At 48.6% G+C, this 13745-nt stretch carries 11 protein-coding genes; 9 read left to right on the top strand and 2 right to left on the bottom strand.

The features are described from left to right. Nucleotides 1-405: 405 nt before the first annotated feature. The gene (locus tag JNE38_RS16160) at nt 406-1962 is read right to left on the bottom strand and encodes a COG4705 family protein (RefSeq protein ID WP_203254698.1); all 1557 of its coding nucleotides are present in this window, start codon (nt 1960-1962) and stop codon (nt 406-408) included. Between the two features lie 130 nt (nt 1963-2092). On the opposite strand from JNE38_RS16160, the gene JNE38_RS31205 reads away from it, so the two are divergent. Then, entirely contained in the window at nt 2093-2380 is a 288-nt protein-coding gene (locus JNE38_RS31205; protein WP_428993661.1) for a YkoP family protein, read from the top strand. A gap of 359 nt (nt 2381-2739) precedes the next feature. Here JNE38_RS31205 and JNE38_RS16155 read toward each other — a convergent pair whose 3' ends face one another. After that, a complete protein-coding gene (locus tag JNE38_RS16155; RefSeq protein ID WP_203254697.1) occupies nt 2740-4065 on the bottom strand; it encodes an FAD-binding oxidoreductase in 1326 nt (441 codons plus the stop codon). A gap of 907 nt (nt 4066-4972) precedes the next feature. Between JNE38_RS16155 and JNE38_RS16150 the strand changes: the two genes are divergently transcribed. From JNE38_RS16150 to JNE38_RS16115, 8 genes are all read left to right on the top strand, one after another. Continuing rightward, a complete protein-coding gene (locus tag JNE38_RS16150; protein WP_203254696.1) occupies nt 4973-5776 on the top strand; it encodes a TrmB family transcriptional regulator in 804 nt (267 codons plus the stop codon). 73 nt (nt 5777-5849) lie between these two features. Next, nucleotides 5850-7115, top strand: a complete 1266-nt coding sequence (locus JNE38_RS16145; RefSeq protein WP_203254695.1) for an MFS transporter — start codon at nt 5850-5852, stop codon at nt 7113-7115. A 22-nt stretch (nt 7116-7137) separates the two neighbouring features. Further along, on the top strand, nt 7138-7911 hold the full coding sequence (locus tag JNE38_RS16140) for a cyclase family protein (RefSeq protein ID WP_203254694.1): 774 nt from the start codon (nt 7138-7140) through the stop codon (nt 7909-7911). Between the two features lie 21 nt (nt 7912-7932). Then, nucleotides 7933-8841: a fumarylacetoacetate hydrolase family protein gene (locus JNE38_RS16135; protein WP_203254693.1), complete on the top strand. Its 909-nt coding sequence runs from the start codon at nt 7933-7935 to the stop codon at nt 8839-8841. Between the two features lie 538 nt (nt 8842-9379). Beyond that, nucleotides 9380-10294 (top strand): LysR family transcriptional regulator, encoded by a 915-nt coding sequence (locus tag JNE38_RS16130; RefSeq protein WP_203254692.1) that lies wholly within the window; start codon nt 9380-9382, stop codon nt 10292-10294. Between the two features lie 126 nt (nt 10295-10420). Further along, nucleotides 10421-11491, top strand: coding sequence for an LLM class flavin-dependent oxidoreductase (locus JNE38_RS16125; RefSeq protein ID WP_203254691.1), 1071 nt, complete (start codon nt 10421-10423; stop codon nt 11489-11491). A 102-nt stretch (nt 11492-11593) separates the two neighbouring features. Then, complete coding sequence (locus JNE38_RS16120; RefSeq protein WP_203254690.1) at nt 11594-12076, top strand: DinB family protein; 483 nt, start codon at nt 11594-11596, stop codon at nt 12074-12076. Nucleotides 12077-12105: 29 nt separating this feature from the next. Continuing rightward, nucleotides 12106-13737 carry an ABC transporter substrate-binding protein gene (locus JNE38_RS16115; RefSeq protein ID WP_203254689.1) on the top strand — a complete coding sequence of 544 codons (1632 nt, stop codon included), beginning with the start codon at nt 12106-12108 and terminating at the stop codon, nt 13735-13737. Nucleotides 13738-13745: the final 8 nt, after the last annotated feature.

Here is a 13745-nt window from a genome sequence, read left to right as displayed (position 1 = left end):
AAACCATGAAAGGCACCCCAATGGGTGCCTTTCATGTAATATGAAGATAATTTTGGTGGTCGGAAATTCAAACAAATATTCTACGGGTTCAATAGCTTTTTCGTATTTTCAGGTCAGCTAGGTATTCCAGGAGAGTGTGCAAAGGATCAAGTCATAGGATTACATGTATTTAAAGGTTCAAGCGTCGTTCCGTTTTTGTTAAGAAGGAATGAATCAATCACACGGGAAGTTGAAGAGCACTTCGAACGAGGTTGGGCGGTAAGTATGACTGGGAGAATGGACTAAATAAATCAGGATTACGAAACGAAAAGAGGGGAAGCCCTCAGTACGAGTGATGGAATGTCAATTGCTATGAAGTAGACAATCAATAACGGTCGACTGAAAACAGTCGACCGTTTAGCATGCTTATTTATTTTCGCCGTTTACGATGCTAAGAGAATCGGTAAGTGCTGACGCGCACTGGCGAGCGTCGGGGTTTTTTGAACGTACGGCTGCCAATGCAGCATCAATGGTTTCATCAATTTTGGTCCATGCAGGGCCATCCATTTTTCTCAGCGCAGGCTCCGCTACATCCCATTGGCGTTCCAGATCATCCGCTCCTTTTTTCGCTGAAGCAAAGTCGTTTGCGTTTACATAGGTAAGCATCCTATTTTCTATTGTAACAAAATCGGTTAATTTTCCAGCTAATGCAGCTTGTTTCGTATCGGTTTGCGATTTTCTAGCTGCAGTCGTTTGTGTAGAATCGGTTTGTGAGGATGATTGATTTGCTCCATGTAAGACACGAACCGAATCAGTAAGTACAGATTTGCACTGGCTGGCATCAGGGCTTCCTGTACGTACAGCTGCCAATACATTGTCAATCGATTCATCAATCTTAGTCCATGTCGTGCCATCGATTTTTCTCAGCACAGGCTCCGCTACATCCCATTGATGTTCCAGATCGTCGGCCTCTTTTTTCGCTGATGCAAAATCATTTGCATTTACATCGGTTAGCAAATCATTTTCAATTTGAATAAATTCGGTTAACTGTCCGGCTAATGTCGCTGGTGCAGAAGCAGCTTGCGATGCGATATGGTTGCTTAACTCGACATAACCGCCTATACCAACAGCTAAGAAAATACAGAGTACTGCTACGGTTTGCATCAGCGCACTTTTCTTGCTTCCATTTGTTTGCTTCGTATCTGCTGCTTCCGTTTTTGCCAAACGATCAAATTTTGTCACCGCAAGAAAAACGATGATCGCTAAAATCGCTATAAGGAAAATGACACTTGTGACGGTTGTCCCCAAACCTAACCCGCCATTCTTTTTTGCTTGAGATAGATAATCTCCAATTGATGCTCCGAGTGGACGAGTAAGAATATAAACAATCCAAAACGCTAACACTCCATCAAGGTTCAAAAAGCTCCAAGCCAAAAATACACAAACGATGATCAAAATGACGATTATTCCAGTGTATAGATAACCGAGACCGAGTTGCTCGGAAAACAAATCGCCGATAGCTGTACCAAGCGCAAAGGTGAAAAGAATGGTAAGCCAATAGAAAACCTCACGTTTCCTCGTGTAAATCGAGTGAATGGAGAGTGTTTTTTCACTCCGATACCAAAAAAGAAACGTTAACCCTAGCAGTACGGAGAATACTGCTGTACTCGTCTCAAGCGGCACTCCGACATTGTCTGTCAAATTATCAGTAACCAACGTCCCAAACACGCTGATCAACACAACGGTTAGCCAATAAACGCCCGGAATATATTTCGTTGCTCGGAATTGTAGAAATAAAACAATGAAAAACGCGATTCCTATAGTGACAGTCGTAGACGTTAAACCCAATCCGAGATTAAAATTGAGGAAATCGGCAAATGTTTCACCGACAGTCGTGCATAAAACCTTAATAATCCAGAAGAAAATCGTGACCTCAGGTACCTTGCTCAGTAAAATTTTCATTTTGTTTTGGTTGAGTGCCATACAGATGTTCCTTTCCAGGCAGTGCTTTTTCACTGCTTATTTTCATTCACTGTGTTGTGAGAGCAAATTAACTGTAATACAGGAGAATTAAAAGAAGATTAAAAAGCTATCACACCAACAAGGTCAATGAGTGACGATTATAAATAGGAGAAAAAGATTGAGGTGGGAAAGGGTATTTCGAACGTTGTTTCAGATCAAACCAGTTGGTGAGAGTGATCCAATCCTTCACATGAGGGTATGTACGTATCGAGGAAAGAGCATTCGTTTCAAAGATGGGGAAGAAATTCGCAAAGGTGATTGTGTCTCCGAGATTCACTTCGATAATGAATGGTTATATAAGCCGGGAAGCAATTCGCGATCTTCTGTGCAACTCGCTATTCAAATGATTCGACAAACTAACGCTCGTTCCCCAAAATAACGAAACTACTCGCTATTCATTCTAAGGATCATGAGGTAAAGGGTGTGTACGGAATCCATCATTTCCCATGAGACGTTGTGGTAGCAGATCGCTTCTTACAAAACGAAACAGCGAGTAGCCCTCTGACTTTGGTCAGAGGGTCGACTACAAGCGTATGGAAAGCAACGGAAGAAGGAACATACGAATTTTATTGTACGATTCCTGGTCATAAAGAAACGGAATGGTAGGGAGCGTCGTCGTGTTGTGAGAATGGAGGGGAAAGGTATCTGGCCTTTCCCCTTACTACTGTCAGGCATTGTTCAGGCATGTTAAAATCTCCTGGATATTGAATCAGAAAGCAATCATTTCCACCATTTTCGTTATGCTAGTGGAATGCTTTGTTCGAAGCAGAAGACATTCTCTGGATCGTAGGCTTGTTTGACTTTTTTCAATTTGGCTATATTCTCACCGAAATACGCTGTCGGCCAATCAGAAATCAGCAGATCGGCATAGTTGCGGTATGCACCTCGGGTAAAGGGAAGCATGGCTGTACGAAATTGTTCAACCCATCGAATATTCATTGCCTCGTCCCTATCATTCTCCCAATAAGATAGGTATTGTACCATAAATAGGGCATTGCGGTGCACAAAAGCAGTCGCGTCAGGGGGTACCATGCCAATCGCACCGCCAAAGGCGTCGAATATGACGGAATTACTCGTGCCAGGGGCAATGGACAAAAAATGGGTCAGTATGGAAAGCGCTTCGTTTGAGAATGGCTCGTACACGTATGCAGATGTATTTTTAAACTTAGAATGGCGGGTTACGGCTCCGGACAACATGCGTGCTGCCGTGATCCAGGAGGCGGATCGGATCGAGATCGTCTTGGGCGGCACCGCCTCCTGCAAAGGCCGTAAAAGCTGGCGAAGTTCTCTTTCCAAGCCCACGAAGACACCACGGGATTGGATATCGCCGTGGTGTTGTGCAGGAAGCAGGAGCGAGGAGGTTAAGCGGACATCAATATACGGAGCCCATTTTTGCCAAAAACGCACCACTTTTTGAAGTTCAGTAAAGTCCCACGTCATGGTGTAGTGTGCGACATCACCGATCGGGTGCGCACGGAATGTAAAGGAAGTGATGACGCCGAAACTCCCGTCTCCGGCACCGCGGCATGCCCAAAGCAAGTCGCTGTGCTCCTCTTCGCTGGCTTGAATAATCCTTCCCCACGGGTTTACCATCTCGACTGCTAGTAAATTGTCACAGGTCATACCAAAAAGTCGAGACAAGTAACCATACCCTCCGCCAAGAGTCAGCCCGGACATACCGGTTGTCGCGCAGGTCCCACTTGGAATAGTCAGTCCTTGTTTCCACAAGGCTTCATATAGAGGCAGTATCTGAAACCCCGAACCGACATGCGCAGTGCCGCCAACTTTGTCAATTTTTAGATGAAGTAATTTGCTGACATCGATGACAAGCCCTCCGTCAACAAGAGAAAACGCTTCATAGCTGTGCCCGCCGCCACGCACTCGAAAAGGCATCCTATGTTTACGTGCCCATATAACAGCGTTGGCAACATCTTGTTCATCCATGCAGTAGACAATTACTTTTGGAAATTTGGAAAAGCGGGTGTTGAAATCTCGCCTTGCTTGTTCATAGCCAATTTCGCCCTCCACAATCACACGTCCGGTCAATCCCTCCGTCCTTGGCACGGCAACACCTCCTGCAAGGAATTTCTTAAGCGAAACGAAATCATATTTTGAATAAGTTGTTAAGCATAAAATATTCAGTGACTAATCAAAATAGAGCAATTGTAGGGAGCACGTCCTCTTTTAGCTGCGCGGTCGCTTGGTCGATATAGATGAAGAGATATCGTTTTGAACAGAAGAAAAAGCACGATTGACAAAATTGTGGAGGGGGATAAGAGCGGAGAAGGCACGTTCACCATTACCCGGCACTTTCATTTCAGGAAATGGAAACACCAAAGAATCAATAGATGATGACCTTCTTCCGAATCGAGGTGCGGACTGGTGTTGACGGAAGGGGCGTTGTAGGGAGATACGAAATTTGCAGATAGATGTGTTTCCTAGGAACCTACGGCTGGTTAAGCCATACACAAATAGTTAGGCCATTTGATTTCGTTGGTGACCCGTAATTCTTATTTGAATTATGGGTTTATTTCATGTTTAAATCTGTTCAAATTAATAGGTGGTTTCGAGTGCTACATGTATATCGTGCATGTACAATAAAAAGTTCCCTCAAAGCGTAATCCGTTCAGAGTCAGGAGGGCTTCTATGGAGATGTTTTATGAATGAATGGAGCGGATTACAAAAAGTGCGTTCATTATTGTAAACCCGTAAAATCAGAGTCATTCAATGAGACCATCTAACATTGTCGATGCGGCAAAACCGGAAGACATAACCGTACAGTTGATTGGATGTGGTTGTACATGATGCATTGGAGTCATACAGCTTCTCATTGGTCAGCATTGTACTGGACGAAACCCAAACAAGCATTGCTTCTATCCATCACCCAAGCGTGTGGAAGGGAGATCCTTTTTTGAATGAATGATTGACAATCATACTACAAAGGTAGTACATTATTTTCGAGGTGAATATTTTGAAAATTCAAGAATCAATAAACGGCTTGAAAGAACTCGGGTTTACCGAATACGAGGCAAGGATCTATCTCTCACTGTTGCGATCCCATCCTTCCAACGGCAACACCATCGCCGTTCAATCCGGTGTGCCGACGCCAAAGGTGTATGAGACGCTGCGCAAGATGCAGGAGCGGGAAGTCGTATTCACTGTGCCAGGCGGCGACAAAGGAAATCAGATGCGTTACAGCCCGCTGCCCTATGATGATCTGCTCTCCCGTTCCAAACAAGCGTTTTTGGGAAACGTGGACTTTTTGCAGAAGGCACTCACGGAAATTTCAGCGATGAGTGATACGAACTGGACCGAGCTTTTCGTGATAAATGGGTACGCGGCTGCCATGGAGGCGGTGCGGTCGGCTGTGACAGAGGCGAGGGCAGACATCATCATGAGCCTGTGGAGCCCGGAACTGGACTTTCTCCATGAAGCACTTATGGATGCTCACCGACGCGGTGTCTCGATCGTCACTTTAACGTTTGACCAGGGGAGGAAGGTACCTTGGCGCCATTTTCAACATCACCATGCCGACCTGATCCGCGCAAGGCACACCGGCGAGCTCAATATGGTGCTCGACAAAGAAAAAACGATCATCTTCCAATCGTCACAGGAGCGCCCGCACGCCGTTGTCTCCAGCCATCCTGTGACGATCAAGACAACTCTTAACTACATACGCCACGACATTTACGTCAATCGGATCGTGCAGGATTTCGGGGAGGTGATGATGCAACGCTACGGCTCAGGACTGGAGGGCCTCATCGACGACTTCTAACAGCAAGGCGCCGATTCATCGCTGGAGGTGAATCGGAGGAAAGGAATGAAAGCGATTACAGGGAGGGAATGGCATGTCCGACCACGTTTCCAATGACGACACCGAGTCAGGCACAAAATCTGTCAAATGGCACACACTGTTTGGTTCGTTTTTTAGCTACACACTGGATGCGATGGACTTCATGTTTCTTGCTTTGGCGCTTCCCGTCATTATCAAAGAGTGGAATATGTCGCTTGGCGATGCCGGCCTCTTGGGTACTTCTACATTGATTGGAGTCGGCCTCAGCAGTATCGTGCTCGGATGGTTCTCGGATAACTACGGCAGGAGGCTAGCCTTACTGGTGAGCTTGGGTGTCTTCGGGCTCTTTACGGTGGCGATCGCGGTATCACAGACATGGGAGCAGTTTATGATCCTGCGTTTCCTCGCGGGCCTAGGCCTCGGAGGCGTATGGGGGATCGCATCGGCCTATGTCTCCGAGACATGGTCAGCCAAGCACCGGGCGCGGGCTACTTCATTTGTACTCAGTGCATGGCCGGTGGGATACGGACTTGCGGCGTTGCTGGCTGCATTCATCCTGCCTCAGTACGGGTGGAGAGCGCTATTTGCTTTCGGGCTGGCAAGTATTCTCGCCATGATTTATATCTACTTCTTCGTCCCAGAGTCGAAAGTCTGGCTGGAGAACAAGAGCAAGCGTGAACGCGAGCTGAATCGTCCTGCCAGAGTCTCGGTCAAAGAACTGTTCAGTGGCGGACTTGCAAAGCGCACGATCCTCGCGACTTTCGTCTCCTGCTGCACGCTGACCGCTTATTGGGGAATTAATACATGGCTTCCTACATATTTAACCAAGGAGCGGGGATTGTCCGTAGACAAGATGGGCGTGTTCCTGATCGTGATCAACATCGGGATGTTTATCGGGTATCAGCTGTTTGGCTATGTCGCAGACAAGATCGGCCGGAAAAAAATCTGCTTACTCTCTTTCTTCGGCGCCGCGGTCATGATTCCGCTCTATGTCTTCACACAGAACGTCACGGTCTTGTTTTGGATGGGACCCTTGCTATTCTTGTTTTTCTCACAGGCGGGAGTTTTCGGCGCGTATTTCGCCGAGCTGTACCCCACGCATTTACGCAGCATGGGCGCTGGCTTTTGCTTCAATGTCGGACGCGGGCTGTCTGCCTTCGCTCCGTTTTTGCTCGGGCATATTGCGACCCAGTACAGCCTGGGGACCGGTTTTGCGCTATGTGCGATCACTCTGATCATAGGGGCGGTGCTCACAGTGTTCTTGCCTGAGACAAGCACACCGGCGCAAGCGGCCTCCCAGGAGAGGGAAGCGACTGCATAGATACAAAGAGGAGGAGAAGAACTTGACACGAAAAACGCGTCGAATCATCGATCTCAGTGTAATGATGGATCCGGTGGCGAAGGAGCCGTCACCGCCGGACATCCAATATGGCGATCATGAGAGCGGAGCCATCCACGCAGCAAAGCTGTTTGGACTATCCCCCTCTGATTTCCCGGAGAGCAAGGCTTGGGCAAATGAGACCATCACCTTGACTACCCATACTGGGACGCACGTGGACGCTCCCTGGCATTATGCCCCCACTTCGGAAGGCAAGCCGGCCAAAACGATTGATCAACTGCCGTTGGAGTGGTTTTACGGTGATGGGGTTCTGCTGGACTTTAGCGACAAGCCATCTGGCTATGAAATTAACGTGAGCGATGTGAAGCAAAAGCTGGAGGAGATCCAGTACACGTTGAAGCCATTCGATATCGTCCTGATCCGCTCAGATGCGGACAAACGCTTCTATGAGGACAACTACTACCAATCACACGCTGGAGTGTCGGCAGAGGCGACGCACTGGCTTATTGATCAAGGCATCAAGGTCATGGGGACAGACGGTTGGGGATGGGACATCCCGTTCTCGATCCAGGCGGCTGACTACAAGCAAAATCCGAGAGAAGGAGTGCTCTGGGCAGCGCACTACGTCGGAAAAGAAAAAGAATATTGCCAGATCGAAAAATTGGCCAATTTGGATCAACTACCAAAGCCGTATGGTTTTACTATTGCCGTCTTTCCGATCAAGATTAAGGGAGCGAGTGGAGGCTGGGCCCGTCCCGTCGCGATTATCGAAGAGTAGAAGAGAAGAGGGGGAGTACCTGTGAGATTTGCCACTTTTGTAAACGCCGGAGGAGATGTACGAGCAGGCTGGATGACCCAGCAGGGCATCGTGGATATGAATGAGGCGAGTCAGGGTGAGCTGCCTGCGAATATGCTGGACTTTTTGGCGCGGCAGGAAACGTATTTGCCACTAGCGCAAAAACTCGAACGGGAGGGGCACGCCCAGACCTATTCCCTGAAAGAGGTGAAGCTGCTGTCTCCCGTGCCGAATCCACGCAGTGTGCGGGATTTTATGGCATTTGAACTCCATATTCTAAATGCGGCCAAGCGCTTGGGACAACAGATGGTGCAGTCCTGGTACGAAATCCCCGCGTTTTATTTTACCAATCATCAAGTCATCTCAGGCACTGGTACCAGAATTGCAAAACCACCCAGCTGCCAATGGTTGGATTACGAGCTCGAGATCGCGTGCGTCATCGGCAAGGAAGGCAAGAATATTCGAGCCGTGGATGCAGAAGAATACATTTTTGGCTATTCAATCTTAAATGACTGGTCGGCGCGTGATCTCCAAATGAAGGAATCCAAAATCGGTCTGGGTCCTGCCAAGGGAAAAGACTTTGCCACCTCGATAGGACCGTATCTCGTGACTAAGGACGAATTGGACCCGTATCGCATCGGTGAGCGGCATAATCTGGAGATGGTCGCCAGAGTGAATGGAACGGAGCTCTCCCGGGGCAATTTCAAAGACATCTATTACACCTTTGGACAGATGATCGAACGGGCTTCAGATGGCGTTACGCTGTATCCGGGGGATGTGATTGGCTCCGGAACTGTGGGAACGGGATGCCTGCTTGAATTAGGGCCTGACGTGCATCGCTGGCTGTTGCCGGGAGACATCGTGCAGCTGGAAATCACCGGGCTTGGCATATTGGAAAATATCATCGAGTGAGGAAGCAGCAAAGCCCCCTTACACATGTCGTTTAGGGGAATTGGACACCCTTCATTATGCGCGGCATTAGATATAACCACTTGACCGGTAGGTTTTCTCTGTTTAAACTGATGGTTAATACAGGATGTCTCACATAGCAAGCCGATCAGTTAACTGAAGGCTCCAGTACGCATGTACCCGATGCAAGCGTAACGGAGTCTTTTTTGTTTGCAGCCTTTTTTGAGGGGGTTGGGACCGTGGAATATTTTTGTCAGACCTGTCAGCAAGCTTTTGAAAAAAGGAAGGAGCTCTGCCCGCACCTCCACGAATTATTCGTCTCATTGCAAGGGCAAAAAATCTGGCGGATACGCTTTCTCCATCGTTACGCGTACGAGTTTTACAGCGATGCTCAAATCCAGGAGCTTCTTGCTGACCAGCCATTAATCGTGTCAGAAGTGTTATGTGTTGAACATTTCGACTCACGTACGTTTTCAGGCTTGAATGCGCTCGGAACGAGAGTGTCCATCTTCGAGTAGGAGCTAGATAGAGGGGGAGTAACGTGAACATCGAAAATCTCGAGGCATTCGTCTATGTCGTGCATCACAACAGCTTTCACAAAGCCGCAGAAGCTTTGTTTTTATCGCAGCCTTCGATCAGCGCGAGGATCCAGTCATTGGAACGCGATCTGGATACCAAACTGTTTCTGCGTGAAGGCAAAACCTTTTCGCTGACAGAGAAGGGGAAGGAATTCCTGCCTTATGCGCAGCAAATCCTGCAGTCCTATCGCAAAGGCAAACAGCAGCTGCGAAGAAACCACACGAGTATGCGTAAGATTTCCATCGGCAGCACGGTTTCTGTGTCCTCGTATATTTTGCCGGAGGTACTGCCCCGTTTGAAAGAGCAGTATCCAGATATGCACATCAAGCTTACGACAGCCTCAAGTGAAGCGATTCTCGAAAAAGTACTGCAGAAGGAGGTGGATATTGGCTTCGTCCGCAATATCGGCCATCCTTTGGTAGAATCCGCCTTGTTCTATGAAGACCCGATCCAGCTTTACGTGCATAGGGGACATCGGTTTATCGAACAACCGCCCGTTACACTGGATGAACTGGCTGGAGAGCCGCTTATCTTTTTTGAGTGCGGTTCCTTGGATTGGATCAAGCTGCACAGCTTGTTTGAGACCTTGCAGCGTCCTCCTGTCATCGATGTGTATATCGACAATCAGGAGACGGCCAAGAAATGCATAGCCAAGGGGATGGGCATCGGATTTTTGCCCGATCTTTGCGCGCATAAAGAAGTCATCGAGCAGCTGTTGTTTCCTGTCCGCATCCCCTCATTGGCCAGCCTCACGCTTCGCACCAATGCGATCACCTTGAAAGGGGAAGGAATGGCGCTGCGTGGAGTGTTTCTCGACCTGATTCGGACATCGGATATTGGCACTTTTGTAAGATCGAAGGTTTCTATCAATCGATAGAAATCCCTGATTGTGCAATGCATTGACGCGCGAGATGCGAGGTGATACTCTTTGTAGCATTAAACCAACTAAAAACATCGGAATAATAAGATTCGATGGAAAGCAGAGCAGAAAGGAAGTCGGCAGATGAAGTTTGCTTTATTTAGTCTCATGATGAACATCCCCAATGCGGTAACGGGAGAAACACTGACGACGCAGCAAAAATTCCAAAATGTGCTGAAGCAGGCTGTACTTGCGGAAGAGCTGGGGTTTGAGGCGTATGGAGTGGGGGAGAGACACGGGGAACCGTTTATCTCTTCAGCGCCTCCCATAGTCCTCACTGCCATCGCTGCGAAAACATCGCGGATCCGATTGCTCACCACCGTGACTGTACTGAGCGTCCTCGATCCGGTACGAGTGGCCGAGGATTATGCGACATTGGATCACTTGTCGGGTGGGCGCCTCGAAATGATTATCGGCAAAGGGAACGATCCGCGTCACTACCCGTTGTTTGGAATCAAAGAGGAAGAGCAATGGGAGTCCATGGCTGAGAGATATGGACTACTCAGGCGCTTGTGGAACGAGGAGCAGGTCACCTGGGAAGGGAAATATCGACCGCCGCTCCATCAAGTGACCACGCAGCCCAGACCGTATCAAACGTCTATTCCCGTTTGGCATGGCAGCGCGTCCAGTACATTGTCCACGGAGTTGGCAGCCAAGTACGGAGAGCCGATTTTTTCCTCGAATGGATTTCACCATTTGGAGAAATACAAGGCGCTGATTGATCATTACCGGGAACGATTGGCCTTTTATGGGCATGATCCGCAAAAGGCTGTGGTCGGAGCTGGAGGAGGGGCCCTGTATCTGGCTGATACCCGGGAAGAAGCGATCAAGCGATATCGACCGTACTACGACGCTTTTCATGCAACAGCGGCCTCGCAGCACAACCAATCGCCATTCACGGATCTGGAAGACAATATCAAGAATGGACCGTCCCTAGTAGGCAATGCAGAGATGGTCATCGAAAAGATCCTGCGGTACCAAAAAGCATTCGGGCATCAAGTGCTGAGTATCAGCGTGGACGGTCTGACTGAATCAGAGCAGCGCGAACAGATCGAGCGGTTTGCCTCTGAAGTCATGCCTGTCTTGCGTCGTGAAATTCCGAGCACCGTCTGGGACCAAGACTCACTCGTACAACAAGCAGCTTCCTCCTTTTAGACGCTTGTCCCGACACTTGAAAAGAATGAATCGGGATATCACCAACAGACAAAACCAAGTAAACATATAAAAAAACTTATAAAAGTAAAGGGTGTTACGAGGATGAGCCAAATCGATATTCAAGCGTTTCTCCAAACTCACAGCCACCTGCATTCGGCTATAGAAGGTCTATCTGACGTAGAACTGCGCTGGAAGGCAAGACCTGAGGCGTGGAGCGTGACGGAAGTTCTCACTCACTTGCTGGATCATCATTTGATCGTTTCCTTTCGCATACGGGAAATACTTGCGGATTCTCCTGTGCAACTGCCTGGATTCCAGCAAGACAACTGGGTAAACGGGCAGCATGGAAACACCAGCCATGCTGAAGAGATTTTGGACACCTATAAGGCGTTGCTTCATTATAATTCGCTGCTTTTCAAAAGACTGACGGAGGCGGACTTGCAAAAGAACGGGATCAATCAAAAAGGAGATACCGTTCGCATTCCGGATATTGTCGGAGCCTTTATCAAACATGTCCACCACCATATCGGTCAAATCGATCGGATCAAGCAGTCGCAAGCGGCACTGCTAACCGAAACGAACTAGACAGTCGGAAAGAGAGAGGAGCACAAGACGTGGAGAAGAAGCAGACAAAGAAATGGTTACAAAGCACAGCGATTACACTGGCAGCTGCCTTGCTGCTGGCGGGATGCGGAACCGATCAGGGGCAAGGAACAAGCTCCGCGCAGGCAGTGAGTGCCGGCAGCGCCAGCGAGCTGACCTACGCTCTCGCCACTTCGCCTGATTCCCTTGATGCTGGTGCCAGTGGCTTTGCCGTATCGCATCGGGTATTCCGAAATATATTCGATAGTCTCGTCTCGCAGCAAAAAGACGGTACCTTCCAGCCCTGGCTCGCAACGGGTTGGAAAAAGTCAGAGGATGGAAAGACCTATACATTTACGCTCCGGCAGGATGTAACGTTCCAGGATGGCACGAAGTTCAATGCTGAGGCCGTGAAAGCCAACTTTGACCATATTTATTCGGGTGGCAGAGGCCAGTCGATCGCACTTCTAGGTCCGTTCCAATCAGCAGAAGTCGTCGATGAATACACCATCAAAATTATACTCTCCAAGCCATTTGAACCCCTCCTCAGTGGCCTGAGCTCCGGCTTTCTGGGAATATCCTCGCCAAAAGCGATTCAGGAATTTGGGGATCAATACGGAAAGCATCCAGTCGGAACGGGACCCTTCAAGTTTGTAAAATGGTCGGAAAACGATGAGATCGTGCTCGAAAAGAACCCGGATTACAAATGGGGGCCGCCAACTGCTGAAAATAAGGGTCCTTCCCATCTCGACAAGCTCATTTTCAAGATCATTCCGGAAGAAGCGACGCGCATCGGCAGCGTGCAAAGCGGTCAAGGACTTGCCGCCGAAACAGTACCGCCGCAGCTGATTTCCGCCCTGCAAAACGATGAAAAGCTCAAGGTGGATCAGTCCATTACAAATGGGACGGCTTTCTCCCTCTATTTCAATACGAAGAACGAACCGTGGAACGACGTGAAGGCGCGAAAAGCCGTTCATCTCGCAATCGATGTGGATACGATTGTAAACACGCTTTATCTGGGAACTTATCAGCGGGCGTGGTCTCCGCTTACTCCAGGAATGCTCGGCTACGATGTAACACTGGAGAACAAGCTCGCACCGGATGTCGCAAAAGCCAATCAATACCTGGATGAGCTCGGCTGGAAAAAAGGGGCAGATGGTATACGTGAAAAGGACGGAAAGAAACTGATCATTCGTTATCTCGAGCCGTCTCCGAATCGAGAAAAGCGCAATGACATTGCGGCCATTGTCCAACAGCAGCTGAAGCAGATCGGGGTTCAAGTCAACCTCACGATTACCAAAGACACCAATACTCCGATCTCCAAGGGCGAGTACGATATTTTTGGGAATTCGCAGGTAAAGGCAGATCCGGACATTTTGACCAATCTGCTGCGTTCCGATCGCATGTTTACAAAAGGCGGGACGAACTGGGCGCAATTGTCTGATCCGAACATCGATAAGCTGCTCGAGCAGGGATCTTCGGAAAGCGATCCGGAAAAGCGAAAAGCGATTTACACAAAGATACAGCAATACATGATCGAAAACGCGATTGCCCTGCCGATTTACGTATTTCCGTATACGGTGGCTCACTCCAAGTCAGTGGAAGGTCTGAAATTTGACCTCCTCGGCTACCCGCAGTTCTATGACGTCCAGATCCGGAACTAAACGGAAAA

Source organism: Brevibacillus choshinensis (assembly GCF_016811915.1).
GTDB classification, from domain to species: Bacteria; Bacillota; Bacilli; order Brevibacillales; family Brevibacillaceae; genus Brevibacillus; species Brevibacillus choshinensis_A.
Note: the sequence above shows the minus strand (reverse complement) of the source record. Positions and strands in the feature narration are given on the sequence as shown.